Here is a 25,624-nt window from a genome sequence, read left to right on the forward strand (position 1 = left end):
GGGGTGACCCTCCGCGTCCCGTGCGGCCTGCGGGGTGACCCTGGGCGTCCCGTGCGGCCTGCGAGGTGCCCCCGGCGCTCCCTCGCGCGGGGGCAGTGCGTTCATGCGCGGCGGTCTGCCCGTCGGATCAGAGGTACAGCCCCGCGTCGGCCCCCGCGTCCTGCTTCGGCACGGACGCCGGGCCGGTGCCGCGCCGCAGGGCGTAGAGCTCGGCGAGCGTGGCGCCCTCCCGGCCGAGGCCCGCTTCCGTGCCGAGCCAGGACACCGACTCCGCGCGGGTGAGCGCGCCCACCTCGATACGTGCCAGGCAGCGTCCCGGCCTGACGACCGCGGGGTGCAGCCGCTCCAGGTCCTCGTTGGTCGTGACCCCCACCAGCACGTTGCGCCCCTGCCCCAGCAGACCGTCCGTCAGGTTCAGCAACCGGGACAGCGCCTGCCCGGCCGTGTGCTTGGCCTCGCCGCGGATGAGCTCGTCGCAGTCCTCGAGAAGCAGCAGGCGCCACCGGCCCTTCGCCGAACCGTCGTCCTCACCGATGGCGATGTCCATCAGATAGCCGACGTCGTTGAAGAGCCGCTCCGGGTCCAGTACGCAGTCGACCTGGCACCAGTCGCGCCACGACCGTGCGAGCGTGCGCAGCGCGGAGGTCTTGCCGGTGCCCGGCGGCCCGTGCAGCAGGAGCAGCCGCCCCGCGATGTCGTCCGGCGTGACCTTCATCAGCCGGTCCATCGCATCGGCCACCGGCGCCGTGTAGTTGGGCCGGACCTCCTCCCAGGTCCCGGCGGCGATCTGCCGCGTGGTGCGGTGCGGGCCGCGGCGCGGGGAGACGTACCAGAAACCCATGGTCACGTTCTCCGGCTGCGGTTCCGGCTCGTCCTTCGCCCCGTCGGTCGCCTCCGACAGCACCTTCTGCGCCAGTTCGGGACTGGTCGCGGTCACCGTGACGTCGGCGCCGCGGCTCCACCGCGAGATCAGCAGCGTCCAGCCGTCCCCCTCCGCGAGCGTCGCGCTGCGGTCGTCGTCGCGTGCCGCCCTCAGCACCCTGGCCTCCACGGGAAGCAGGGTCGCCCCCGACTTCACCCGGTCGAGGGAGGAACTGTGCGAATAGGGCTGCTCACCCGTGGCGAAGCGGCCCAGGAACAGCGCGTCCACGACGTCCGAGGGTGAATCGCTGTCGTCGACGTTGAGCCGGATCGGCAGGGCGGACTCGGGGTTGGCAGACATGGCGCCCATGATCCGGCACGGCGGCACACCGCGCACCCAGGTTTCACGAGCTGCCCGGCGACGGGGCGGGCCGCCGCCGGACGCCGGGCGGGGGATCCCGCCCGCCCGGCACCCCGGGATCAGCCCCGGTCGGCGGCCGGCCGCGTGGCGACTTTGCCCCACAGTGAGCTGGATGCCGGATTTCGATGTGACGCGCCGCCAGGGGGTGGTCAGGAACGCTTTGCCGAAGCATCTTGGCATGAACACTTCCGAAGGTTGGGTCCGTACTGCTACCACGGAGCAGGCAGAGATCCTGCCCAAGGAGGTCTCATGAAAATGTCCAGACTCGTGGCGTTCTCGTCCTCTCTCCTGCTCGGTACCGTTCTCGCCCTGACCGGTGCGGGCGTCGCCCAGGCCAAGGAATCCGTACAGGCCGTCGACTACGTCGCCCTCGGCGACTCCTACTCCTCGGGGGTCGGTGCCGGGAGCTACGACAGCGCGAGCGGCGGCTGCAAGCGCAGCACCCGCGCCTACCCCGCCCTGTGGGCCGCGGCCAACAGCCCGGCCTCGTTCGCCTTCAAGGCCTGCTCGGGGGCCACGACCGGCGATGTGACGAGCGGTCAGCTCTCCTCCCTCAGCGCCTCCACCGACCTCGTCTCGATCTCCGTGGGCGGGAACGACGCGGGCTTCGCGGACGTCATGACCACCTGCGTCCTGCAGTCCGAGGCGACCTGCCTCAGCCGGATCGCCACCGCCCGCGCCTTCGTCGACTCGACGCTCCCCGGCAGGCTGGACTCCGTGTACACGGCGATCAGCGCCAAATCGCCCGCAGCCCGCGTCGTCGTCCTCGGCTACCCCCGCTTCTACAAGCTTGCCGGAAGCTGCATCGCCGGCCTGAGCGAGAACGAACGCGCCGCCATCAACGGCGCCGCCGACCACCTCAACGCCGCCACCGCCAAGCGCGCCGCGGACCACGGCTTCGCCTTCGGGGACGTCACCTCGACCTTCACCGGGCACGAGATCTGCTCGGGCAGCGCCTGGCTGCACAGCGTGAACTGGCTCAACATCGGCGAGTCCTACCACCCCACCGCCGCCGGCCAGTCCGGTGGCTATCTGCCGGTCCTCAGCTCCAAGGCCTGACCGCACGCGCCGCGCGGCACACCTCGCCTCACGTACCTCACACCCTCGCCGCTCCGGCCGCACGCCCGGAGGAGGCCCCGCGCTGCCGGGGCCTCCTCTGCGTGCGTGACCGGTGGCGTGCGTGACCGGTGGCGTGCGTCACCGGTGAAGCGTGCGTCATCGGCGGCGTACGGAAGCACTTCGGATCGTCAGAGGCGAAAGGCGGACCCGGCGTGCGCCCCCGCGCGACCACCGCACCGCACCGGGGACCCCTGCCGAGCAGCCGGTTCGCCGCCGAGTTGACCTTTCCCGTGCGTAACCGGCAAGGTGCGGTAACGGGCCGTCAACCCCCGTACTCGAGTGTGCAATCCTGCGGCCGGGATACACGAGTGTCATCGCGGGACGATAGGGTTAACCTGCCCGGGCCGGGTGCCCTCGTACGGGTGGGGAGTGACATGGAACAGATAACGGTGCGCAGCAGGCCGCGTGTGCCTGCCATTACGTGTGGGAGCGGTGCGACCAGTTCGCGCCTCGACCGCCATCTCGCAGTGCTGGGCGGCCCCGTCGTCCCGCAGCGGGAGTCGGCGGAGGCGACGCTGCTGATGCTCGAGCTCACCTCGCGCGACGCCGCGCACAGCCGCCGGAGCAGGAGCGCGCGTGTCTCGCTCTTCGCCCCGCTGCGGCGACTGCGGCGCTCGCTCTTCGGCAGCCGCCACTGACCGACGGTTGTCATGACCGGTCCGGCCCTCCGCTCAGGGCCGCGTCCACGATCACTCCGTCCCGACGCAGTGCTGCTGTCTGCCCGCCCGTCATCCCCAGGGCCCGCAGCGTTGCGTCGGTGTGTTCCCCTAGCGCCGGTACGGCACCCATCGGCGCCGGCGCCCCGCCCGGCAGCGTGATCGGGGGCAGCAGCGTCCGTAGCGCGCCGGCAGGCGTGGTCACCTCCCGCCACCGGTCCCGTGCGGCCAGCTGAGGGTGCGCGGCCACATCCGCGACCGTGTTCAGCCGGGCGCAGGCGATGCCCGCCGCCTCCAGCCGTGTCAGCGCCTCGTCGCCGCTCAGCGCCGCGAGCGCGCCGGCCACGACCGCGTCCGTCCGGCCCCGGTTGGCCGTCCGCGCGGTGTTCGTCGCGAAGTCGGGGTCGCCGGCCAGTTCGGGCCGTTCCAGCACCTGGTCCGCGAGCCGCCGCCACTCCCGGTCGTTCTGCACGGAGAGCAGCACCCGCTCGCCGTCCGCGGTGGCGTACGCGTCGTACGGGGCGATGACCGCGTGTGCGAGTCCCGTGCGTACCGGGGACTCCCCTCCGTGCATCCCGTGGTGCAGCGGATGCCCCATCCACTCGGCCAGCGAGTCCAGCATCGAGATCTCGACCGGACCCCCGCGCCCGGTGGTCGCGCGCCTCAGCAGGGCCGCCAGCACCCCGGAGAAGGCGTACATCCCCGCGGCGATGTCGGCTGCGGGGATCCCCGCCTTCACGGGCTGCTCCGGGGTGCCCGTGACGGACACGAGGCCCGCCTCGCACTGGACGAGCATGTCGTAGGCCCGCTTGTGGGCGTACGGGCCCTCGGCCCCGTAGCCGGAGATGTCCACGGCCACCAGCCGGGGGTGGGCGGCGCAGAGGGTGGCGGCGTCCAGGCCCAGCCGGGCGGCGGCCCCCTGCGCGAGGTTCTGCACGAACACGTCGGCCCCGGCGACGAGCCGTTTCGCCACCTCCAGGCCGCGTGGGTCCTTGAGGTCGACTGCGACCGACTCCTTGCCGCGGTTGCACCAGACGAAGTGGGAGGCGAGCCCGCGCGCCGCGGTGTCGTAACCCCGCGCGAAGTCACCTCCGTCGGGTCGCTCGATCTTGACGACCCGTGCGCCGAGGTCGGCGAGCTGCCGGGTCGCGAAGGGGGCGGCGACGGCCTGTTCGACGGCCACCACGGTGACGCCTTCCAGCGGGAGAGGCTGTGTGCTGCTCATGGGCAGCGTGCTTACCGTGCGCGTGGGCCGTCTGTCACCTCACGGGCGCGTACGCGGCCCGTCCGTCACCTCTCGGGCCTCTGTGCGGCCCGTCCGTGACCTCATGAGGCGTCAGCGCGGCCGGTCCGTCCGCTCATGAGGCGTCTGCGCGGCCGGTCCGTCCCCTCACGGGCGTGTGCTCGGACGTCACAACAGGGCGAACTGCCCCTCCGGTCCTTCCTCCTCGTGGTCCAGCACGGAGGCGGGGCGCCGCGCCGAGGCGGGTACGGGCAGCACCCCGGCGGCACGCAGCCCGCTCCGGGGCAGAGGCTCAGACCCGGCCAGTGCGGCCCGCAGGGCCTCCTGCCGGGGACCGAGGCCGTCGAGCAGGGCGAGCACGGTGATCAGTTCGAGCAGCTCCGAGGTCCGTTCGCGCGGCCAGCCGCGCGGCCCCACCGCGGCCAGCCCCTCCGCCGGGGCCGTACGCCGCCCGAACCAGAGCTCCAGCATCCGCACCCCGCCGACCCGGAAGTCCCAGGCCCCGACGGGCACGGGCGAGATGCGTCCTTCGCCGATGACCAGCGCCTCGTCGTCGGCGTCGTAGCTCATCGCGTCAGGCCGGGGCGGAAGCGCGGCCCGGACGTACGGACGACGGCCGCCCGGAAGCCGTGGCCGCTCGCCGCCACGCGCCCCGCGCAGCTGCACCCGCAGCAGCTCCCGGCCCAGTTCGACGCCCTGCGCCCACAGCGCCCCGTCCGCGGGCAGCGGCACGACCGGGCCGCCGGGCGAGGGCAGGGCTGCGGCCAGGGCCCAGGCGAGCACGGACTCGGCGGTGACCGGCTGCCCGTAGCGGGCGCCCAGCAGGCCGGACAGACCCGGGGCGAGGTTGGGCTTCAGCCCTCCGGGGCGCCGGTAGAGCGGCCGTATGCGTCCGGGGCGCCCGGCGGGGGAGTGCCCGTCGGGCAGCAGCGCGGAGGCGGCGAGGGCGGGCCCGGTGCCCTGCGGCACATACCCGTGCTCGACCGCGAAGAGCTGATGGCCGTCGGCGACCCGCCACAGCTCCGGCCGGGCGGCGTCCAGCAGCCGGTGGTCGGGGATCAGCCACTGTTCGTCGAAGGGGCCGTGCAGGATGCGTACGGGCTCGGGATACGGCCCGGGGTCCCGGGCGAACGCGCTCGTCCCGGTGGCCCGGCCCGGCAGAGCGGCGGCCGGGGTCAGCGGCGTACGGGAGCGGCTCGGCCCGAACAGCCGCGCCTGCTCCGCTCCTTCGGCCCCGGCCAGCAGGTCCCAGCGGGCCCGGAGGGAGGAGGCGTCCGGCGCGGTCACCCAGGAGCGTCCCGTTCTCAGGGGCCGGACCGACCAGGGCATGAGGTCGTCCAGCAGCGGGGGCGCGTCGCCCCCGCCGGCTCCGGCCGCCACCCGTGCTGCCACCGTGTCGTCCTCCCCGTCGCCACGTCCGCCGCCTCCGGCATCGTAACGACCCCGCCCTCGCGGCCCCGCCGTCAGTGCGCTTCGACGGTCACCGAGAAGGAGAAGCGGTCTCCCCGGTAACGGATGCGGGCCACGTCCACGACCGCGCCCTCCTCGTCGTACGTCACGCCGGTGTAGTGCAGGATCGGGCTGAGCAGCGGCACCTGGAGCAGCTCGGCCGTGACGGGGTCGGCGAGGCGGGCCTCGACGGTGTCCGTGATCCGCGAGATCCGTACGCCGACGGCGTCACGCAGCACCTTGGTCATCGGCCACCGCTCCAGGTCGGCCACGTCGATGCGGGCCGCGAGCTCCGGACGTACGGCGTTCTCCGCCCAGTTGGTGGGCTCGTCCGTGGCCTCGTCGCAGCGCAGCCGCCGGTAGCTCATCACCTCGGGACAGCCCGGGAAGAACTCGGCGAGATCGCCGGGTACGGGTGTCCGGCCGTGGCCGAGCACGGTCGTGCGCTCACCCGACTGCTGCGCGACGATCGCGTCGATCGAACCGAGCAGCCGCACCGGGGAGACCCGCCGGGCGCGCGGCTCGATGAACGTCCCGCGCCTGCGGTGCCTGCTGATCAGACCCTCGCTCTCCAGCTCCTTGAGGGCCTGGCGCATGGTGAGGACGCTGACGCCGTAGTGCACGGCGAGCTGTTCCTCGGTCGGCAGCCGCGTCGAGGCGTCCTGGGGGCGGCCGAGTATGGAGGCGCGCAGAGACTGCGAGACCTGGTACCAGAGGGGCAGCTTCCGGTTCAGCACGAGGGAGTCGGGGGCGAACCCGGGCGGGCGGTTCGCCTCGTCGATCTGATTCATCCCGTTCACCTGAACTCCCTGGGCTGCGGCCGGCCGCGCGGTGTCACGGCCGGAAGTTGCGGCTCAGACCCTGCCACACGTCGTCGTAACCGCGCTGGAGATGGTCCGCGCCCGCGGCCTGTGCGGTCGCGGCGACCGGCCAGCGCGTCTCGAACATGAACGCCAGGCCGTCGTCGATCTTCTGCGGTACGAGCTCCGCCGCGCTCGCCCGGTCGAAGGTCTCCCGGTCCGGCCCGTGCGCCGACATCATGTTGTGCAGGGAGCCGCCGCCCGGTACGAAGCCACCCGCCTTGGCGTCGTACGCGCCTTCGATCAGGCCCATGTACTCACTCATCACGTTCCGGTGGAAGTACGGCGGGCGGAAGGTGTCCTCGCCGACCAGCCAGCGCGGGGCGAAGACGACGAAGTCGACGCCGGCCAGACCGGGGGTGTCGGACGGCGAGGTCAGCACCGTGAAGATCGACGGGTCCGGGTGGTCGTAGCTGATGGTCCCGAGGACGTTGAAGCGGCGCAGGTCGTAGACGTACGGCGTGTGGTTGCCGTGCCAGGCGACGACGTCGAGCGGCGAGTGGCCGTACGTCGCCGACCAGAGGTTCCCGCAGAACTTGTTGACCACCTCGACCGGGCCCTCGCGGTCCTCGAAGGCGGCGACGGGCGCCAGGAAGTCCCGCGCGTTCGCCAGGCCGTTGGCCCCGATCGGGCCGAGGTCCGGCAGCACGAACGGCTGACCGTAGTTCTCGCAGACGTAGCCGCGGGCCGTGGCGTCCAGCAGCTCGACGCGGAAGCGGACACCCCGGGGGATCAGCGCCACCTGGCCGGGGCCGGCCGCCAGCAGTCCGAGTTCGGTACGGAGCAGCAGCCCGCCGTGCTCCGGGACGATCAGGAGCTCGCCGTCGGAGTCGCTGAAGACCCGGTCGGTCATGGAGGAGTTCGCGCTGTAGAGGTGCACGGCCATTCCCGTGCGCTGGGTGACGTCGCCGTTGCCGCCCAGCGTCCACAGGCCGGTCAGGAAGTCGGTGCCGGGGGCGGGCTCGGGGAGAGGGTCCCAGCGCAGCCGGTTGGGGTCGGGCACCGTCTCGGTGAAGGGGGCGCTGCGCAGGGTGCCGTTGTCGATGCGGACGAAGGCCGGGTGGGCGGCCGAGGGCCGGATCCGGTACAGCCACGACCGGCGGTTACGGGCGCGGGGTTCGGTGAAGGCCGAGCCGCTGAGCTGCTCCGCGTACAGCCCGAGAGGCGCGCGCTGGGGGGAGTTGCGGCCGTGCGGCAGAGCCCCGGCGACGGCCTCCGAGCTGTGCTCGTTGCCGAAGCCCGCACTGTGGCCGAGACTCCTCGCCGTCTTCCTCGCCTGCTCGATGCCGCTCATCATGCGCTCCCGGTGGACGGTGGATCCCGCGGATCCCCTCACGAAGAATCCTATGCATCACCGTAGGAATCGAAACGTGGCCCGTCAACGGCATACATGCATCATGGAGCCCGTGTCCCACGCTCATACGAACCTCCGACGCGTCCCCGTGCAGCAGCGCAGCGCCGACCGGCTCGCCCGGATCCTCGACGCCGGCGCCGCGCTGCTCGACGAGACCGGCTACGAGTTGCTCTCCACCCGGGCGGTCGCCGACCGTGCCGGCGTCCCCATCGGTTCCCTCTACCGCTTCTTCCCCAACAAGAGAGCGCTGGTCGACGCCTTGGCCGAGCGCAACCTGGAGGCCTACGCGGGGCGGGTCGTCGCCCGGCTGGAGGTGATACCCGAGCAGGAGTGGCGTGCGGCCATCGACGCCGTGCTCGACGAGTACCTCGCCATGAAGCGCTCCGTGCCGGGCTTCGCCCTCGTCGACTTCGGCCCGCCCCCTCCGGACGCCGGACCGCTCGACGAGGTGAACCGGCGGGTGGCCGGGCGGCTCGCCGACCTGCTCTCGCGGCATCTGGGCCGGGGGCGCGACGGGGCGGTCTCCGAGGCGGGCCTCCTGCGGACCGTCCTGGTCAGCGTGCAGGCCGCCGACGCCCTGCTCCAACTCGCCTTCCGCTCCGACCCGGACGGCGACCCGGACCTGATCGGCGAGACCCGGATCCTGCTCCAGGCCTATCTGGCGCGCGTCCTCGAATAACCGGAGCGGGGCGGGCGCGCACCTCCGGTACGGGTCCTCCACGGGCCCTCGGACAACCGGGCCCGGGCGGGCGCGCGTACCTCCGGTACGGGGCATCGGGCCTCTGGGGCCGGGCGGCGCGCGCACGTCCGGTACGGGTCCTCGCACACCTGGGGCCGGGCGGGCGCGCGCACGTCCGGTACGGGTCCTCGCGCACCTGGGTCCGGGCGGGCACGCGCATCTCCCATAGGGGGGCCTCGCGCAACTGGGCCCGGGCGGCGCACAACGGTGGCGTCGGCGTCTCGCCAGCATCCGTACCGGTCGGTATGCTCGACTCGGCCGGAGCCCGCACCTGCCGTGCGGGGGCGGGAGGCCGGATCACGCCCGCGCGCCACCGCTGCCGCCGCCCCGGGGAGGGCCCATGTCCCACGATTCCCGCACCGCCCTGCGTGTCTGCCCGCTCTGTGAAGCCACCTGCGGACTCACCCTCACCATCGAGGGGACCACGGTGACCGGGGCTCGCGGTGACCGCGACGACGTCTTCAGCCAGGGCTTCATCTGTCCCAAGGGCGCTTCCTTCGGCGGGCTCGACGCCGACCCCGACCGGCTTCGCACCCCGCTCGTCCGCACGGACGGCGTCCTGCGCGAGGCGACCTGGGACGAGGCCTTCGACGTGATCGCCGCGAAGATCCCGGCCCTGATCGCCGAGCACGGCAAACAGGCCGTCGGAGTCTTCCTCGGCAACCCCAACGTGCACACGATGGCCGGCGGGCTCTATCCGCCGCTGCTGCTCTCCGCGCTCGGCACCCGCAACGTCTTCACCGCGAGCACGCTCGACCAGATGCCCAAGCACGTCTCCAGCGGACTCCTCTTCGGCGACGCCCACGCCATCCCCGTACCGGACCTGGACCGCACCGCCCATCTGCTGCTGATCGGTGCCAACCCCCTGGAGTCCAACGGCAGTCTCTGCACCGCCCCCGACTTCCCCGGCAAGCTCAAGGCGCTGCGCAAGCGGGGCGGCACCCTCACCGTCGTCGACCCGCGCCGCACCCGCACCGCGCGCCTCGCCGACCGGCACGCCGCGATCCGGCCCGGCACCGACGCCCTCCTGCTCGCCGCGCTCACGCAGGTCCTCCTGGAGGAGAAGCTCGCCGACCCCGGAGCGCTCGCGGACCACCTCGACGGGCTGGACGAACTGGCCGGGGCCATGGGGGACTTCACGCCGGAGGCGGTGGCCTCCGCCTGTGACCTGGAGGCGGACACCATCCGGGAGATGGCCCGCGAACTCGCCGCGGCTCCCGCCGCCGCCGTATACGGGCGCATCGGCAGCTGCACCGTCGAGCACGGCACCCTGGCCAGCTGGCTCGTCGACGTACTCAACATCCTCACCGGCAACCTGGACCGCCCGGGTGGCGCGCTCTTCCCGCTCTCCGCCACCGCCCGGGCGCCCCGGCCCGCCGCCCCCGGCAAGGGCTTCGCCCTCGGCCGCTGGAGGAGCAGGGTCTCCGGCCACCCCGAGGCCAAGGGGGAACTGCCCGCCGCCGCGCTCGCCGAGGAGATCGAGACCCCGGGGGAGGGCCGCATCCGCGCCCTCATCGTCATCGCGGGCAATCCGGTGCTCTCCGCGCCCGACGGCGACCGCCTGGACCGGGCGCTCTCCGACGGCCTCGACTTCATGGTCAGCGTCGATCCCTACCTCAACGAGACCGCGCGCCACGCGGACGTCGTGCTGCCCCCGCCGCCGCCCTCGCAGAGCGCCCACTTCGACTTCGCGTTCAACTCCTTCGCCGTCCGCAACCAGGTCCGCTACAGCAGGCCGGCCGTGCCGCTGGAGGACGGCAGGATGGACGAGAGCGAGATCCTCGCCCGGCTCGTCCTCGCCGTCGGAGGCAACCACGGAGCGCCGCCGGAGACCGTCGACGACCTGGTCATCGCCTCGACGCTCGCCAGGGCCGGGGCCCCCGAGACCCTCGCCGCCGAACTGACCGGCCGCACCGGCGCCGAACGCCGCCTCGACCTGATGCTGCGCCTCGGGCCCTACGGCCTCACGCTGGAGCAGCTCCTCGCGCACCCGCACGGCATCGACCTCGGCCCGCTTCAGTCGCGCGTCCCGCAGGTGCTCAAGACCCGCTCCGGCCGCATCGAGCTGTTCCCGGAACCGATCGCCGCCGACCTGCCCCGGCTGCGGGCCTCGCTGGACGCGTGCCCCGCGGGGCTCGTCCTGGTCGGCCGCCGTCATCTGAGGTCCAACAACAGCTGGATGCACAACGTGGCGTCACTCCGCGGCGGCTCGAACGTCTGCACCCTGCAGATCCACCCCGAGGACGCCGCCCGGATCGGTCTGGCCGAGGGGGACCCGGCCCGGATCACCGCGGCGGGCGGTGAGGTCGAGGCGCCCACGGAGATCACCGACGCGGTACGAGCGGGAGTCGTGAGCCTCCCGCACGGCTGGGGTCACAACCGCCCGGGCACCCGGACGGCGGTCGCCGAGGCCGAGCCGGGCGTCAATGTGAACCAGCTCCTGGACGGCAGCCTGCTGGACCCGCTGTCCGGCACGGCGGTGCTCAACGCCGTCCCCGTGACCGTCACGCCAATTCCCTGACCTGGGGTTTTGCTCGTATTGCTCACACGTCAACATCTTGTTAACGCCGCTTCGCGACACCTAACGTCATCCGGACCGCGACTCCGGTCAGAGTTCAAGGTGAACGTTAGGTATCCCATATGTTGACAATCCTCGGCTTTGCCATGATCGCGACCTTCCTGGTCCTGATCATGACGAAGAAGATGTCGCCGATCGCGGCGCTGGTGCTGATCCCCGCCCTGTTCTGCGTGGCCGTCGGGCAGGGCGCGAAGCTCGGTGACTACGTCATCGAAGGGGTCGGCAACCTGGCGCCGACCGCCGCGATGCTCATGTTCGCCATCGTCTACTTCGGCGTGATGATCGACGTCGGCCTGTTCGACCCGATCGTCCGGGGCATCCTGCGCTTCTGCAAGGCCGACCCGATGCGCATCGTCATCGGTACGGCGCTGCTCGCGGCGATCGTCTCGCTGGACGGCGACGGTTCCACCACCTTCATGATCACCGTCTCGGCGATGTATCCGCTCTACAAGCGGCTGAAGATGAGCCTGGTCGTGATGACCGGTGTCGCCGCCACCGCGAACGGGGTCATGAACACCCTGCCCTGGGGCGGCCCCACCGCCCGCGCGGCCACCGCGCTCAAGGTGGACGCGGCCGACATCTTCGTCCCGATGATCCCGGCCCTCGCCGTCGGCCTGCTCGCCGTCATCCTGCTCGCCTGTGTCCTGGGCCGCCGCGAGCGCAGGCGCCTGGGCACCCTCACGCTCGACGAGGTGCTCGTCACCGAGCCGGAGACCGTCCTCGTCGGTGCGGGCGGCGGCCCCGACCGCCTCACGAAGGCCCCGAAGGCCACCGGTGCGGGCGGCGGCGCCACCGGCACCGGCGGTACCGGAGACGCGGAGGGTGCGGGCGGCCCCGAAGGCGGCGCCGCTGACGAGGAGTTCAAGGGGCTCGACCCCGACCGGCCCACCCTGCGCCCCAGGCTCTACTGGTTCAACGCCGGTCTCACCGTCGCCCTGCTGGCAGCGATGATCCTCGAACTGATGCCGATCCCGGTGCTGTTCCTGATCGGCGCGGCCCTCGCCCTCACCGTCAACTTCCCCCACATGCCCGACCAGCGGGCCAGGATCGCGGCCCACGCCGACAACGTGCTGAACGTCTCCGGCATGGTCTTCGCCGCCGCCGTCTTCACCGGCGTGCTCACCGGCACCGGTATGGTCGAACACATGGCGGACTGGCTCGTCGGCGCCATCCCTGACGGAATGGGCCCGCACATGGCCGTCGTCACCGGTCTGCTGAGCCTTCCCCTCACGTACTTCATGTCCAACGACGGCTTCTACTTCGGAGTCCTGCCCGTGCTTGCCGAGGCCGGCGCCGCCCACGGCGTCTCCCCGCTGGAGATCGCCCGCGCCTCCATCGCGGGCCAGCCGCTGCACATGTCGTCCCCGCTCGTGCCCGCCGTCTACGTCCTGGTCGGCATGGCCAAGGTCGAGTTCGGCGACCACACCCGCTTCACCGTCAAGTGGGCCGTGCTCACCTCGCTGGTGGTGCTCGGCGCGGGCATCCTCTTCGGGATCATCTGATGCCTCCGGAACCCGGGCCCGGCAGGGGCTGGCTGCTGCGCCTCGTCATCGCCTTCGCCTTCGCGCAGGGGGCCGTGTCGATGGCGCGGCCCGCCGTCTCCTACCGGGCCCTCTCGCTGGGCGCCGACGAGCGGGCGATCGGCGTCATCGCCGGTGTCTACGCGCTGCTGCCGCTCTTCGCCGCCGTACCGCTGGGCCGGCGCACCGACCACGGCCGCTGCGCGCCCCTGCTGCCGGTCGGCGTGCTCCTCATCGGCGGTGGCTGCGCGCTCAGCGGCGCCTCGGGCTCCCTTGCCGCGCTGGCCGCGTGGAGCGGGGTGATCGGCCTCGGTCACCTCTGCTTCGTGATCGGCGCCCAGTCGCTCGTCGCCCGGCAGTCGGCCCCCGCCGACCAGGACCGCAACTTCGGCCACTTCACCATCGGAGCCTCCCTCGGCCAGCTCGTCGGACCGATCGCCGCGGGTTTCGTCATCTCCGAGCAGGACGGCGCCATGGCCCGCACGAGCGCCCTGGCCCTGCTCGTCTCGGCAGTCGTCGCCGCCGTCTCCTTCAGCTCGCTCTGGCGCATCGAACACCGGCGCACCGCCGTGGCCGCGCGGAAGGAGGCCCAGAAGGTGCCGGTGGGCGCCATCCTGCGGACCCGGGGCGTACCGGCCGGAATCTTCATCAGCCTCGCCGTGCTCAGCGCCACCGACATCCTCACCGCCTACCTCCCGGTCGTCGGCGAGCACCGCGGCATCGCCCCCGCCACCGTCGGGCTGCTGCTCAGCCTGCGGGCCGCCGCGACCATCGCCTGCCGGCTGGTCATGACGCCGATGCTGCGCAGGGTGGGCAGGGCCGCCCTGCTGTCCACGACCTGTCTGCTCGGCGGCCTCCTGTGTGCGGCGATCGCGCTGCCCGTCCCCGTGTGGGGACTCGCCGCGATGCTGGCCGTGCTGGGCTTCTGCCTGGGGGTCGGCCAGCCGCTCTCGATGACCACCGTTGTCCAGGCCGCGCCCGCGGCGGCCCGCTCCACCGCGCTGGCGCTCAGGCTCACCGGCAACCGGCTCGGCCAGGTCGCCGCGCCTGCCTCCGCCGGTCTGATCGCCGGAGTCGCGGGCACCGCCGCCCCCTTCGTGATGCTGGGTGCGCTGCTGGCCGGGGCGGCGGGACTCGGCCTGCGGGGCGGCGGGCCTGTGGCGGCGGCACCGGCCACCGAGCCGCCCGCCCCCCGCGCCGAGGCCCCCCGTGCCGAGGCCCCCCGCGCCGAACGGCACCGCGCCGAACGGGACGCCTCCTGACCCCCGGCTCCTGACCCCCGGCTCCTGAATTCCGGCCCCCTGGCTCCTGCATCCTGACCCACGGCTCCTGAATCCTCACCCGCCGCGCCCCGGACACGGGCCCGCCCGGCGTGGGACGGTTGCCGTGGCCCGTGCGTGACCTGTGTCTCCGGCCGTTCCCTGGCGCCCAAAAACTAACAGCGCTAGTTTGGGCCGGGGACGGCATTCGTCCGTACGGCACGGCTTCGGCGGCAGGCACAGCGAGCCCGGGAGGAACAGCATGAAGGCGCATGACGGGATGTACATCGGCGGGGAATGGCGGCCCGCCTCGGGCCAGGACACGATCGCGGTCGTGAACCCGGCGGACGAGCAGGTCGTCGGGCACGTCCCCGCGGGCACCGCCGAGGACGTCGACGCCGCGGTACGCGCCGCACGCGCCGCGTTCCCCGGCTGGGCGGCCACCCCGCCCGCCGAACGGGCCGCCAGGCTCGGAGCCCTGCGTGACGTGCTCGCCGCCCGCAAGGACGAGATCGCGGAGACGGTCACCGCCGAACTCGGCTCACCGCTGCCGCTGTCCCAGATGGTGCACGCGGGCGTACCGGTGCTGGTCGCCGGTTCGTACGCCGAACTGGCCGCCTCGTACTCCTTCGAGGAGAAGCTGGGCAACTCCACCGTCCTGCTGGAGCCCGTCGGCGTCGTCGGCGCGATCACGCCCTGGAACTACCCGCTCCACCAGATCGTCGCCAAGGTGGCCCCCGCGCTGGCCGCCGGCTGCACCGTCGTCCTGAAGCCCGCAGAGGACACCCCGCTCACCGCGCAGCTCTTCGCCGAGGCGACCCAGGAGGCGGGCCTGCCCGCAGGCGTCTTCAACCTGGTCACCGGGATCGGCGCGGTCGCCGGGCAGGCCCTCGCCGAGCACGAGGACGTCGACCTGGTCTCCTTCACCGGATCCACGGCCGTCGGCAAGCAGATCGGTGCCACGGCGGGGGCGGCCGTCAAGCGCGTCGCCCTGGAGCTCGGCGGCAAGTCCGCCAACGTGATCCTCCCGGGCGCGGACCTCGCCAAGGCCGTCAACGTCGGTGTCGCCAACGTGATGTCCAACTCCGGCCAGACGTGCAGCGCCTGGACCCGGATGCTGGTCGACGCCGAGCGGTACGAGGAGGCCGTGAGCCTCGCCGCCACGGCCGTCGCCAAGTACGTGCCCGGGGAGCGGGTGGGCCCCCTCGTCAACGCCAAGCAGCAGGCCCGGGTGCGGGGTTACATCGAGAAGGGCATCGAGGAGGGCGCCCGCCTCGTCGCGGGAGGCCCGGAGGCGCCGAAGGAGCAGGGCTACTACGTCAGCCCCACCGTCTTCGCCGACGTGACCCCGGACATGACCATCGCCCAGGAGGAGATCTTCGGCCCGGTGCTCTCGATCCTCCGTTACGAGGACACGGACGACGCCCTGCGGATCGCCAACGGCACCGTCTACGGGCTCGCCGGAGCCGTCTGGGGTGCGGACGAGGAGCAGGCCGTGGCCTTCGCCCGCCGCATGGACACCGGCCAGGTGGACATCAACGGTGGCCGCTTCAACCCGCTGGCCCCCTTCGGCGGCTACAAGCAGTCCGGGGTGGGCCGCGAGCTCGGCCCGCACGGCCTCTCCGAGTACCTCCAGACCAAGTCCCTCCAGTTCTGATCCCCGCCGGTCCCACCGGTCCGGCCGATCCCACCGGTCCGGCCGATCCCACCGATCCACCGAGGAGTCTGTTCGTGGTCCGCGCCGCCGTACTGCCCGCCGTCGGAGCTCCCCTGGAGATCACCGACATCGAACTCCCGGAGCCCGGCCCCGGCCAGGTGAGCATCAGCCTCGCCGCCGCCGGCGTCTGTCACTCCGACCTGTCCCTGTCCAACGGCACCATGCGCCTGCCGGTGCCCGCAGTCCTCGGCCACGAGGGCGCGGGCACGGTGCTGGCCGTCGGCGAGGGCGTCACCCATGTCTCCGTGGGTGACCCGATCGTCCTCAACTGGGCGCCGTCCTGCGGGGCGTGCTTCCACTGCGGGATCGGCGAGGTCTGGCTCTGCGCCGACGCGCTCAAGGGCGCTGCCAACATCCACGCCCGCACGGCCGACGGCACCGAGCTCCATCCCGGCCTGAACGTCGCGGCGTTCGCCCAGGAGACGGTCGTCGCCGCCAACTGCGTGCTGCCCGCCCCGGCCGGCATCCCGCTCGACGACGCGGCCCTGCTCGGCTGCGCGGTCCTGACCGGGTACGGGGCCGTCCACCACTCCGCCCGCGTGCGCGAGGGCGAGAGCGTCGTCGTCTTCGGGATCGGCGGGGTCGGCCTCGCGGTCCTCCAGGCCGCACGCATCGCAGGAGCGTCGAAGATCATCGCCGTGGACGTGTCACCGGAGAAGGAGGAGCTCGCCCACAAGGCCGGCGCCACCGACTACGTCGTCGCCTCCGACACCACCCCGCGCGCCATCCGCAAGCTCACCGGAGGCCAGGGCGCGGACGTCGCCGTGGAGTGCGTCGGCCGCCCCGCCACGATCCGGGGAGCCTGGGAGTCCACCCGCCGGGGTGGCCGTACGACGGTCGTCGGCATCGGCGGCAAGGACCAGCAGGTGACCTTCAACGCCCTGGAGATCTTCCACTGGGGCCGCTCCCTCACCGGCTGTGTCTACGGCAACAGCGACCCGGCCCGCGACCTGCCGGTGCTCGCCGAGCACATCCGCGCCGGGCGGTTCGACCTCTCCATGCTGGTGACGGAGCGGATCTCGCTGGACGGCATCCCGGCGGCGTTCGACAACATGATCGCCGGCAAGGGCGGACGCGCGCTGGTCGTGTTCTAACCCCTGCCCGGTGCTCCTTCGTGCACCTCCTCCTGCCGGGCTCGCACTCGTCAGGAGGAGGGGGACGCGGAGGGCAGCTCGCACTCGGCCCAGACCGTCTTCCCGGGTGCCCGGTCCCTCGGATACCAGCCCCAGCGGTCGGCGATCCCCGCCACGAGCAGCAGCCCCCGGCCCCCGTCCGCCGGCCCCGACTCGGGTGAGGGGACGGCGAGTCGCCCGGGCGGGGGCGGCACCCGGCCGCTCCGGGTGTCGCTCACCTCGACCCGGGCCACCGGCCGGGGCTCCGCAGTGACGCGCAGCAGCAGGTGGAAGTCCCGTCCGGGCACGTGCCCGTGCCGCACCGCGTTCGCCGTCAGCTCGGCCGCGACCAGTACGACCGCCTCGTGCGGGCCGGTCCCGTACGGCACGCCCCACGCGTCGAGCCGTACGGCCACCAGCCGGCGGGCGAGCCGGGCGCCACGGGGAGTGGACGTGAACCGCATGGCGAAGACGTGGGCGGCCACGTGCGAGGAGAGGCCCGGCAGTTGGGTGGTGCGGCCGGGGCTGTCGATGTTGCTCGTCATGACCACCACGGTCCTCCCGGTGGCGTAGCGTGACCAGTGGTGACGCACCGACGCGGTCCGCCTGTACGCGCGGCGCGGGCGCCGGTACGTGGAGCACGGCGTGACCGCGCCCGACGGGGGCGCAGGTCCGGGGAGACGGGGCGCGATGACGGCGGAACAGACGAGGCCCGAGGCCGGGGCCCGGGCCGGTGCGAGCGGGGACGACGAGAGCGGCGCACGCGCTGCGGACAAGTCGAGCCAGGGCGTGGTGGTCGCCTTCGGGCAGAGCATGAAGACCCTGCGAGTGCGGGCGGGGATGGAGCGGGAGGAACTGGGCAAGCGCCTCGGCTACTCCGCGTCGACCATCGCCTCCTTCGAGCAGGGCCGGAGAATCCCGCCGCCACGGGCGATCGACCGGACGGACGAGGAGCTGGGTGCGGACGGGCTGCTGACGGTGTGGAAGGAGCAGTTGGAGAGGGCGCAGTATCCGGCTTTCTTCCAGGGGATGGCGCAGCTGGAGAAGCAGGCGATGGAACTCCTCGCCTACGACACGATGGTGGTCAACGGCCTGCTCCAGACCGAGGAGTACATGCGGGGGCTACTCGCCATGCGTCGTCCGCCTCTGGATCAGGAGACGATCGAACAGCGCGTGGCGGCGCGATTGGCCCGTCAGGACGTCCTCGACCGCCGTCCCGCGCCGCTGCTGAGTTTCGTGATGGACGAGTCGGTGCTGCGCCACCGGTACGGCGGTCGTCAGGTGATACGGGGTCAGCTGGAGCATCTCCTGCTCCTCGGTGAACGGCGCAACGTCGAACTCCAGATGATGCCGACGGAATCCGAGGACAATGCAGGACTGAACGGGCCGTTCACCGTCGTCACTCGCAGGGACGGGAAAAAGTTCCTCTACGTCGAGGCGGAGAATACGAGCACCCTGTCGACCGACCCGGAACAGACGGGTCTCGCCGCCGCACGCTATGGGATCATCCGATCACAGGCTCTCACCCCGCGAGAGTCGCTGAAGTTCATCGAGAAGTTGCTGGGAGAGCTATGAACAACACCGAATCCCTCGCCTGGTTCAAGAGCAGCTACAGCGGAACCGAGGGCGGCCAGTGCATCGAGGTCGCGGCGGGCGCGGGGGCTGTGTTCGTGCGTGACTCCAAGTCCGTGGCCGGGCCGGTTCTCCAGGTGTCGCGGGAGGCGTGGGCCGGGTTCGTCGGGCTCGCCTCGGAGGCGTAGTACAGCCGGTGGTTGTACGCGCGAAGCCCTGCCTGTCCGTGTGGGACGGCAGGGCTTTCGCGTCCTCGGGAACGGAGCCGGGCCGCGCGGAGGGGCGGGCTCAGCTCTCGGGGCCGCCGGACTGCGGCGAGGAGGCCGAGACAGGCGTCCGTGCCGCCCGTGCGCGGCCCCGGGAGACCGCGACCCCGGCCAGGCAGAGCAGCCCGCCCGCGACCGTGAGCAGTGCCGGGACCTCGTCGAGCAGCAGCCATGACATCAGCACCACCAGGGCGGGCACCGCGTACGTCGTCGCGCCCATACGGCCCGCAGTGGTCCTGGCCAGGGCGTAGGCCCAGGTGGTGAAGGCCAGCGCTGTCGGGAACACGCCGAGATAGACCATGTTCAGGGTGGCGGAGACGGGGGCGTCGGCAGCCTCGGAGACCAGCACCCCGGTGAACGGCAGGCAGGCGACCGTACCGATCAGGCAGCCGAACGTGGTGATCTGCAGGGCCGATCCGTGCCGCAGCGCCGGCTTCTGGCTGACCACGCCGCCCGCGTACGCCACCGCGGCCACCACGCACAGCACGACGCCCAGCACGGAGGAACTCCCGTGCCCGGACATCGAGAGCCCGACCACCGCCGCGCCCCCGAACGAGACGGCCATGCCCACCAGGAGCCGGCGGGGCAGCCCCTCGCCGAGGAGCCCGGCGCTCAGCAGGGCGATCAGGATCGGGCCGATGTTCACGACCATGGCGGCCGTACCCGCGTCCACCTGCTGCTCGCCCCAGTTGAGCGCCACCATGTACAGCCCGAACCAGAGCACCCCCGAGGTCACGATTCCCGGCCATGCGGCGCGGGCCGGGAGTCCTTCGCGGCGTACGAGCAGGATCACCCCGAGCGTCAGCGAGCCCGCGAGCAGCCGTCCCAGCGCCAGCGCGCCCGGTGAGTACGCCTCGCCCGCGCTGCGGATGGAGACGAAGGCGGAGGCCCAGAGAATGACCGTGGTGCAGGCCGCGGCCGGTGCCCGCCAGTCGTGTCGCGCGGAGGCGGGCGCGTCGGGGAGCGCCTTCGGTGTCGTCGTCATGGAGCGACGGTAAGTGGGGGAGCCTTCGGTGCCCACCGAATTGTCAGCCGTCCCCGAGCGAGGCGGGCTCCATGCCCAGATGCCGCGAGAGCGCCCGCAGCCCGTCAGGGGTGGCGCGCACCGCCCTCCCCGTCCCCACCCGTTCGCACCAGCCCGCGTCCAGCACGTGCTGGCACAGGGCGGCGCCCGAGACTCCCGCCAGGTGCGGGCGCCGTTCCGTCCAGTCCAGGCAGCCGCGAGCAAGGGGACGCCGTGACGCCGTGTCGAGGCGGACCCCGAGGTCCTCGAACCACGCCAGGCCCTCCTCGGTGAGCGCGAAGCCGGTGTCCTGGCGCAGCAGTCCGCGTTCGGTCATCGCGTCGGTGATCCGGATGCCGAGCCGGCCGGCGAGGTGGTCGTAACAGGTGCGTCCCCGGGCCAGCGCGTGCTGGAGGCTCGCCTCGCGCAGGGTGCGCGGGGGTTTCTCCGCGCCCGGGGCGGCGTGGGCGGCCAGTTCCTCGATCAGCTGGGCGGTCCGTCCGTCGGCCAGACGCACGTAGCGGTGGCGGCCCTGACGTTCCTCGGTGAGCAGGCCGCCCCCGATCAGCTTCCCCAGATGCTCACTCGCCGTGGACGGCGCCACGCCCGCACCCCGGGCCAGCTCGCCCGCCGTCCAGGCCCGCCCGTCGAGCAGGGCGAGGCAGAAGGAGGCGCGGGTCTCGTCGGCCAGCAGAGCGGCCAGCGCGGCGAGCCTGGGGGCTGCCGGATCGTTCGGTCTCGTACGGGCCATACGTCCAGGATGCGTCAGGCACCGTTCGGCGCGGGCCGAACCGTGCGGGAGGCGACCGTCTCGTCGTACTGGAGCGCGAGTCCGTCCAGCAGGGCCCGCAGACCGGTCTCGAACGCGCCCTCGTCGACCTGCTGGCGACGGTCGGCCAGCAGGTGCGCCTGGCCGAGGTGCGGATAGTCGGCGGGGTCGTACGCCGTCTCGTCGTCGACGAAGCCGCGGGCGAAGGAGCCCAGCGCGGAGCCGGTGACGAAGTAGCGCATCAGGGCGCCGATGTAGGTCGCCTGTGCGGGCGGCCAGCCCGCCTCGACCATCGCACCGAAGACCGCGTCGGCCACCCGCAGACCGGCGGGGCGGCGGCCGGGACCCTGGGCGAGCACCGGGACGATGTGCGGGTGCGCGGCGAGCGCGGCGCGGTAGGAGACGGCCCAGTCGTGCAGGGCCGCGGGCCAGTCCCGGGGGTCGGACTCGTCGAACATCGACAGGTCGACCTGTGCGGACACGGCGTCGGCGACGGCGTCGAGGATCTCGTCCTTGTTCCGGAAGTGGTTGTAGAGCGAAGGCCCGCTGACCCCCAGCTCCGCGGCGAGGCGGCGGGTCGACACCGCGTCCAGTCCCTCGGCGTCCACGAGCGCGCTCGCCGCCTCGACGATGCGGTCTCTGCTGAGGAGGGGCTTGCGCGGTCGGGCCATGCGGCACATAGTAGGGCCTGCAAACGAAAAACTAGCAGTGCTAATTAAAAGTGGGGTGTCGCAGGATGAACCTGGAGCTGAGCGAGGAGCAGGATGCCGTCCGGCAGCTCGCCGAGGACTTCGTCGCGCGGGAGATCACCCCGCACGTCGTCGAGTGGGACCGGGCCGAGAGTGTCGACAAGTCGATCGTGAAGAAGCTGGGTGCCCTCGGCTTCCTCGGGCTGACGATCCCGGAGGAGTACGGCGGCTCCGGCGGCGACCACCTCGCCTACTGCCTCGTGACCGAGGAGCTCGGCCGGGGTGACTCCTCGGTGCGCGGCATCGTGTCCGTCTCCCTCGGCCTGGTCGCCAAGACGATCGCCTCCTGGGGCGACGAGGAGCAGAAGCGGCAGTGGCTGCCGAAGCTCACCGCGGGCGAGGCCGTCGGCTGCTTCGGCCTCACCGAGCCCGGCACCGGCTCCGACGCGGGCAACCTGAGCACCAAGGCCGTGCGGGACGGTGACGACTACGTCATCAACGGTTCCAAGATGTTCATCACCAACGGCACCTGGGCCGATGTCGTCCTGCTGTTCGCCCGGACCAACGACACCCCGGGACACCGGGGCGTCTCCGCCTTTCTGGTGCCGGCCGACGCCCCCGGACTGACCCGGCGCACGGTCCACGGGAAGCTCGGGCTGCGGGGCCAGGCCACCGCTGAGCTGGTGCTGGAGGACGTCCGGGTGCCCGCCTCCACCCTCCTGGGTCCCGAGGGCAAGGGATTCTCCATCGCCATGTCCGCCCTGGCCAAGGGCCGGATGTCGGTCGCGGCGGGCTGCGTCGGCATCGCCCAGGCCGCTTTGGACGCCGCCGTGCGTTACGCGGGCGAGCGCGAGCAGTTCGGCAAGTCCATCGCGAGCTACCAGCTCGTCCAGGAACTCATCAGCGACATCTCCGTGGACGTGGACGCCGCCCGGATGCTGACCTGGCGCGTCGCCGACCTGATCGACCGCGGCCAGGACTTCGCCACCGCCGCCTCCACGGCGAAGCTGTTCGCCTCCGAGGCCGCGGTCCGGGCGGCGAACAACGCCCTCCAGGTGTTCGGCGGCTACGGCTACATCGACGAGTACCCCGTCGGCAAGCTGGTCAGGGACGCCCGGGTGATGACCCTGTACGAGGGCACCAGCCAGATCCAGAAGCTGATCATCGGCCGGGCGCTGACGGGAGTCTCCGCCTTCTGAGCCCCTGAGGCACCCGGACTGAGTACCGGGTGAGTACGCCGGCGGATACCGGCGTACGCCACCGCGCCGGATGCTGTGCGGCATGAGTGATTCGACATCGGTCAAGCAGCAGAGCACCGCCGCCTTCTACGGACAGGCAGTCCTCTCCTTCGGGGTGGCGATGGGCGCGGTGGCCCTCGGTATCTTCTTCCTCGACGCCGACGCCTGGGTGCGGGCCTTCCTGGCCATCGGCGTCCTCTATCTCGTCACCTCGTGCTTCACCCTCGCCAAGGTCATCCGGGACCGCCAGGAGGCGGGCCAGATCGTCAGCCGTGTCGACCAGGCCAGACTGGAGAAGATCCTCGCCGAGCACGACCCCTTCCAGAAGCTCTGACGATCTCACCCCACGAGCGCTCTAAGCGCTTGCTCAGGTTCGGGGTATGGTGTTCGTCCTGCCAGCGGAAAGGGGCACGTGGCGATGGACACGGCGGAGGAGACCGACGGCGACAACACGCCGTGGAGCGAGGTCACGCCCGAGGCGGCGAGGCGGCTGCTCGTCGCGGCCGTCGAGGCCTTCGCCGAGCGTGGCTACCACGCGACCACCACCCGGGACATCGCCGGCCGGGCCGGGATGAGCCCGGCCGCGCTCTACATCCACTACAAGACCAAGGAAGAGCTGCTGCACAGGATCAGCAGGATCGGTCACGACCGGGCCCTGCGCCTCCTGGAGACGGCGGCGGACAGCGACGGCACGGCGGCCGAGCGGCTCGCCGACGCGGTCCGTTCCTTCGTCAGCTGGCACGCGGAGCGGCACACCACGGCCCGGGTGGTGCAGTACGAGCTGGAGGCCCTCAGCGACGAGCACCGCGTCGAGATCGTCGCCCTGCGCAGGCGGAGCGACGCCGCGGTGCGCCGGATCATCGGGGACGGTGTCCGGGCGGGGGAGTTCGACGTCCCGGACGTCCCCGGCACCACGCTCGCCGTCCTGTCCCTCTGCATCGACGTGGCGCGCTGGTTCAACGCGCAGGGCAGTCGGACGCCCGAGGAGGTCGGCACCCTGTACGCCGACCTCGTCCTGCGCATGGTGGGTGCCCAGAAGTGACGTGACGCCGGGCGCCCGGCGCCCGGCACGTCACGGCGCCCGGCACGTCACGGCGCCCGGCACACCACGGGCGCCCGGCACACTCCGGGCGCCCCGCGCGCCTGGCACACTCCGGGCGCCGCGGGCGCCCCGGGAGTGGTCGCCGCCGCTCAGAAGTAGTAGCGCGACACCGACTCCGCGACGCAGGCCGGCTTGTCGCCGCCCTCGCGCTCGACCGTGACGAGCGCGGTCACCTGCACACCGCCGCCCGCCTCCTCGACGCTCTTCAGCACGGCCGTGGCGCGCAGCCGCGAGCCCACCGGGACGGTCGAGGGGAAACGGACCTTGTTCGTCCCGTAGTTGATGCCCATCTTCGCGCCCTCGACCCGCAGGACCTGCGGTACGAGCACCGGCAGCAGCGACAGCGTCAGATACCCGTGCGCGATCGTCGTGCCGAACGGACCGGCGGCGGCGCGCTCCGGGTCCACGTGGATCCACTGGTGGTCGCCCGTGGCCTCGGCGAACTGGTCGATCCTCTTCTGCTCGATCTCCAGCCAGTCGCTGTGACCGAGCTCCTCGCCCACTCCGTCCCGCAGCTCCTGCGCGGACGTGAAGATCTTCGGCTCTGCCATGGTTCTGGTCCCTGCCTTCCGGCTGTCGTCCGCCCTGTCCCGGGCGATGTCTAAGCGCTTGCTCAGCATGGTTGGGACTCGCGTCCCTGTCAACGACGGACCGGCCGGGTTTTCCTGGAGGGCGGCGGGGGGGCGGAGTGCGGCCACTAGGGTGGGATGAGTGCCACAGATTCCGCAGACATACCAAGAACTCACCGTCGGTCAGCTCTCCGCCCGCAGTGGGGCCGCGGTGTCGGCCCTGCACTTCTACGAGTCCAAGGGCCTGATCAGCAGCACGCGTACGAGCGGCAACCAGCGCCGCTACACCAGGGACGCGCTGCGCCGGGTGGCGTTCGTACGGGCCGCGCAGCGCGTGGGCATCCCGCTCGCCACGATCCGGAAGGCGCTGGCCGAGCTGCCGGAGGAGCGCACCCCGAACCACGAGGACTGGGCCCGGCTCTCGCAGGCGTGGCGTTCGGAACTGGACGAGCGCATCAAGCAGCTGGGGCGCCTGCGGGACCACCTCAGCGACTGCATCGGCTGCGGGTGCCTCTCGCTGGAGACCTGCGTGCTGTCCAACCCCGACGACGTGTTCGGCGACCGGCTGACCGGCTCGCGTCTGATGCCCGAGCGGGGCGCGGCGGAACGCCCCTGAGCGCGTGCGCGCGCTCCGGCATCGGCCCCGGGCTGTCCGACCACCCCGTGTGCGGGGTACCCGGCCGAGCCGCGTGCTCGTCCCGCCACCCCGTGGTGCGCGACGAGCCGCGTGCTCGTCCCGCCGTCCCGCGGTGCGTGCCAGGCCGAGCCGCCTGCGCCGGACGCGCCGATGGTGTCCGCGCGTTCAGGCGGCCGATGCCAGATCCCGCGTCCGCGCCCCCCTCGCCTTCGCCAGGGCCCCCGCCGTCAGGACCGGGCGCGGGACCACGATGCCGCACCCCGTGCAGACAGGGCCCGACCAGGGTTCGCGGTCCAGGTCCTGGCGCCAGATGATCCCGGCTCCCGTGCAGACCGGGCAGACGGCCCCGGGCTTGGCCCCGAGGGCCGCGATCAGCCGCCCCAGGACCTCGGCCAGGGGAGCGCTGGGGTGGACGTCCGGATCCTCGCAGTGCGCGATGCCGTTGCCGCCCCAGGTCCGCCGGTGCCAGTCGTCGAAGGAGCCGGGCCGGCGCAGCCCGTCGTGCTTCTCGCGGCGCCGCCGCTCGGCGAAGCCCGTCTCGTACGCGAGCCAGACGGCCCGCGCCGCTTCCAGTTCCTCCAGCGCGCGGATCAGGCGCGCCGGGTCGGGGGCCCGGTCCTCGGGTTCCATCCCGTGCCGGGCGCACAGATGGTCCCAGGTCGCCCGGTGCCCGTAGGGGGCGAATCGTTCCAGGCACTTGCGCAGCGAGTACCGCCGCAAGGCCAGATCGCCCCGCGGATCGCGGACCTGTCTCGCAAGACTCCGGAAACCGGCCATGGCACTGCCACCTCCGTCGCTCGTTTTTCGGCGTCAAGGGATGGACGTACGACTGCCCGATTCGGTGCCATCGAAAGGTGAAATGCGTCCACGGAACGAGACAGACCCTGTGAG

Annotated in this window: 25 protein-coding genes; 14 read left to right on the forward strand and 11 right to left on the reverse strand. The window is 72.5% G+C overall.

Going from position 1 to position 25,624, the window contains the following annotated elements; genetic code table 11:
* Window positions 1-127: 127 nt before the first annotated feature.
* Entirely contained in the window at window positions 128-1,231 is a 1,104-nt protein-coding gene (locus ACFYQ6_RS24640) for a DUF5925 domain-containing protein (protein WP_388764940.1), read from the reverse strand.
* A 300-nt stretch (window positions 1,232-1,531) separates the two neighbouring features.
* Between ACFYQ6_RS24640 and ACFYQ6_RS24645 the strand changes: the two genes are divergently transcribed.
* Both ACFYQ6_RS24645 and ACFYQ6_RS24650 read left to right on the forward strand, forming a co-directional pair.
* A complete protein-coding gene (locus tag ACFYQ6_RS24645; protein ID WP_361574839.1) occupies window positions 1,532-2,341 on the forward strand; it encodes an SGNH/GDSL hydrolase family protein in 810 nt (269 codons plus the stop codon).
* Between the two features lie 434 nt (window positions 2,342-2,775).
* Entirely contained in the window at window positions 2,776-3,039 is a 264-nt protein-coding gene (locus ACFYQ6_RS24650; protein WP_145806706.1) for a hypothetical protein, read from the forward strand.
* Between the two features lie 10 nt (window positions 3,040-3,049).
* Here the strand turns inward: ACFYQ6_RS24650 and ACFYQ6_RS24655 are convergent, their stop codons facing one another.
* From ACFYQ6_RS24655 to hmgA, 4 genes are all read right to left on the reverse strand, one after another.
* The gene (locus ACFYQ6_RS24655) at window positions 3,050-4,282 is read right to left on the reverse strand and encodes a CaiB/BaiF CoA transferase family protein (protein ID WP_388764942.1); all 1,233 of its coding nucleotides are present in this window, start codon (window positions 4,280-4,282) and stop codon (window positions 3,050-3,052) included.
* A gap of 186 nt (window positions 4,283-4,468) precedes the next feature.
* Window positions 4,469-5,692 (reverse strand): type ISP restriction/modification enzyme, encoded by a 1,224-nt coding sequence (locus ACFYQ6_RS24660; RefSeq protein ID WP_388764944.1) that lies wholly within the window; start codon window positions 5,690-5,692, stop codon window positions 4,469-4,471.
* A gap of 71 nt (window positions 5,693-5,763) precedes the next feature.
* Window positions 5,764-6,540, reverse strand: a complete 777-nt coding sequence (locus ACFYQ6_RS24665) for a GntR family transcriptional regulator (RefSeq protein ID WP_388764947.1) — start codon at window positions 6,538-6,540, stop codon at window positions 5,764-5,766.
* A gap of 43 nt (window positions 6,541-6,583) precedes the next feature.
* On the reverse strand, window positions 6,584-7,903 hold the full coding sequence (hmgA, locus tag ACFYQ6_RS24670) for a homogentisate 1,2-dioxygenase (protein ID WP_361574971.1): 1,320 nt from the start codon (window positions 7,901-7,903) through the stop codon (window positions 6,584-6,586).
* A gap of 103 nt (window positions 7,904-8,006) precedes the next feature.
* Between hmgA and ACFYQ6_RS24675 the strand changes: the two genes are divergently transcribed.
* The 6 genes from ACFYQ6_RS24675 (at window position 8,007) to ACFYQ6_RS24700 (ending at window position 16,870) form a co-directional block, all read left to right on the forward strand.
* Entirely contained in the window at window positions 8,007-8,642 is a 636-nt protein-coding gene (locus ACFYQ6_RS24675; protein WP_361574825.1) for a TetR/AcrR family transcriptional regulator, read from the forward strand.
* A 400-nt stretch (window positions 8,643-9,042) separates the two neighbouring features.
* Entirely contained in the window at window positions 9,043-11,223 is a 2,181-nt protein-coding gene (locus tag ACFYQ6_RS24680; RefSeq protein WP_388764950.1) for a molybdopterin oxidoreductase family protein, read from the forward strand.
* A 119-nt stretch (window positions 11,224-11,342) separates the two neighbouring features.
* Entirely contained in the window at window positions 11,343-12,782 is a 1,440-nt protein-coding gene (locus ACFYQ6_RS24685; RefSeq protein ID WP_361574819.1) for a citrate:proton symporter, read from the forward strand.
* Complete coding sequence (locus tag ACFYQ6_RS24690) at window positions 12,782-14,062, forward strand: MFS transporter (RefSeq protein ID WP_388764952.1); 1,281 nt, start codon at window positions 12,782-12,784, stop codon at window positions 14,060-14,062. The genes ACFYQ6_RS24685 and ACFYQ6_RS24690 overlap by 1 nt, the downstream gene beginning before the upstream one ends.
* 259 nt (window positions 14,063-14,321) lie before the next feature.
* Entirely contained in the window at window positions 14,322-15,716 is a 1,395-nt protein-coding gene (locus ACFYQ6_RS24695; protein WP_388764954.1) for an aldehyde dehydrogenase family protein, read from the forward strand.
* 74 nt (window positions 15,717-15,790) lie between these two features.
* A complete protein-coding gene (locus tag ACFYQ6_RS24700; protein WP_361574810.1) occupies window positions 15,791-16,870 on the forward strand; it encodes a Zn-dependent alcohol dehydrogenase in 1,080 nt (359 codons plus the stop codon).
* A gap of 50 nt (window positions 16,871-16,920) precedes the next feature.
* On the opposite strand, the gene ACFYQ6_RS24705 is transcribed toward ACFYQ6_RS24700, so the two are convergent.
* Entirely contained in the window at window positions 16,921-17,433 is a 513-nt protein-coding gene (locus ACFYQ6_RS24705) for an ATP-binding protein (RefSeq protein ID WP_361574807.1), read from the reverse strand.
* Between the two features lie 145 nt (window positions 17,434-17,578).
* Here ACFYQ6_RS24705 and ACFYQ6_RS24710 point away from each other — a divergent pair, with 145 nt between their 5' ends.
* Window positions 17,579-18,463 carry a helix-turn-helix transcriptional regulator gene (locus ACFYQ6_RS24710; protein WP_361574804.1) on the forward strand — a complete coding sequence of 295 codons (885 nt, stop codon included), beginning with the start codon at window positions 17,579-17,581 and terminating at the stop codon, window positions 18,461-18,463.
* Entirely contained in the window at window positions 18,460-18,648 is a 189-nt protein-coding gene (locus ACFYQ6_RS24715) for a DUF397 domain-containing protein (RefSeq protein WP_361574801.1), read from the forward strand. Before ACFYQ6_RS24710 ends, ACFYQ6_RS24715 begins: the two co-directional genes overlap by 4 nt.
* 100 nt (window positions 18,649-18,748) lie before the next feature.
* On the opposite strand, the gene ACFYQ6_RS24720 is transcribed toward ACFYQ6_RS24715, so the two are convergent.
* Genes ACFYQ6_RS24720 through ACFYQ6_RS24730 form a run of 3 tightly spaced genes read right to left on the reverse strand, consistent with a single transcriptional unit; the run spans window position 18,749 to window position 21,169 of the window.
* Window positions 18,749-19,711, reverse strand: coding sequence for a DMT family transporter (locus ACFYQ6_RS24720; protein WP_388764957.1), 963 nt, complete (start codon window positions 19,709-19,711; stop codon window positions 18,749-18,751).
* Window positions 19,712-19,754: 43 nt separating this feature from the next.
* A complete protein-coding gene (locus ACFYQ6_RS24725) occupies window positions 19,755-20,480 on the reverse strand; it encodes an ArsR/SmtB family transcription factor (RefSeq protein WP_388764959.1) in 726 nt (241 codons plus the stop codon).
* A gap of 14 nt (window positions 20,481-20,494) precedes the next feature.
* Window positions 20,495-21,169: a TetR/AcrR family transcriptional regulator gene (locus ACFYQ6_RS24730; protein ID WP_388764961.1), complete on the reverse strand. Its 675-nt coding sequence runs from the start codon at window positions 21,167-21,169 to the stop codon at window positions 20,495-20,497.
* A gap of 65 nt (window positions 21,170-21,234) precedes the next feature.
* On the opposite strand from ACFYQ6_RS24730, the gene ACFYQ6_RS24735 reads away from it, so the two are divergent.
* The 3 genes from ACFYQ6_RS24735 (at window position 21,235) to ACFYQ6_RS24745 (ending at window position 23,467) form a co-directional block, all read left to right on the forward strand.
* Window positions 21,235-22,386, forward strand: a complete 1,152-nt coding sequence (locus ACFYQ6_RS24735) for an acyl-CoA dehydrogenase family protein (protein ID WP_388764963.1) — start codon at window positions 21,235-21,237, stop codon at window positions 22,384-22,386.
* Between the two features lie 82 nt (window positions 22,387-22,468).
* Window positions 22,469-22,759 carry a YiaA/YiaB family inner membrane protein gene (locus tag ACFYQ6_RS24740; protein ID WP_356740230.1) on the forward strand — a complete coding sequence of 97 codons (291 nt, stop codon included), beginning with the start codon at window positions 22,469-22,471 and terminating at the stop codon, window positions 22,757-22,759.
* A gap of 84 nt (window positions 22,760-22,843) precedes the next feature.
* Window positions 22,844-23,467, forward strand: coding sequence for a TetR/AcrR family transcriptional regulator (locus ACFYQ6_RS24745; RefSeq protein ID WP_361574785.1), 624 nt, complete (start codon window positions 22,844-22,846; stop codon window positions 23,465-23,467).
* Window positions 23,468-23,616: 149 nt separating this feature from the next.
* On the opposite strand, the gene ACFYQ6_RS24750 is transcribed toward ACFYQ6_RS24745, so the two are convergent.
* Window positions 23,617-24,078: a MaoC family dehydratase gene (locus ACFYQ6_RS24750; protein WP_361574782.1), complete on the reverse strand. Its 462-nt coding sequence runs from the start codon at window positions 24,076-24,078 to the stop codon at window positions 23,617-23,619.
* A 160-nt stretch (window positions 24,079-24,238) separates the two neighbouring features.
* On the opposite strand from ACFYQ6_RS24750, the gene soxR reads away from it, so the two are divergent.
* Window positions 24,239-24,712 (forward strand): redox-sensitive transcriptional activator SoxR, encoded by a 474-nt coding sequence (soxR, locus tag ACFYQ6_RS24755; protein ID WP_388764966.1) that lies wholly within the window; start codon window positions 24,239-24,241, stop codon window positions 24,710-24,712.
* A gap of 186 nt (window positions 24,713-24,898) precedes the next feature.
* On the opposite strand, the gene ACFYQ6_RS24760 is transcribed toward soxR, so the two are convergent.
* Entirely contained in the window at window positions 24,899-25,510 is a 612-nt protein-coding gene (locus ACFYQ6_RS24760; RefSeq protein ID WP_361574776.1) for a hypothetical protein, read from the reverse strand.
* Between the last annotated feature and the right edge of the window lie 114 nt (window positions 25,511-25,624).

It is taken from the genome of Streptomyces sp. NPDC005494, assembly GCF_042872025.1.
In the GTDB taxonomy this organism is placed as follows: Bacteria; Actinomycetota; Actinomycetes; order Streptomycetales; family Streptomycetaceae; genus Streptomyces.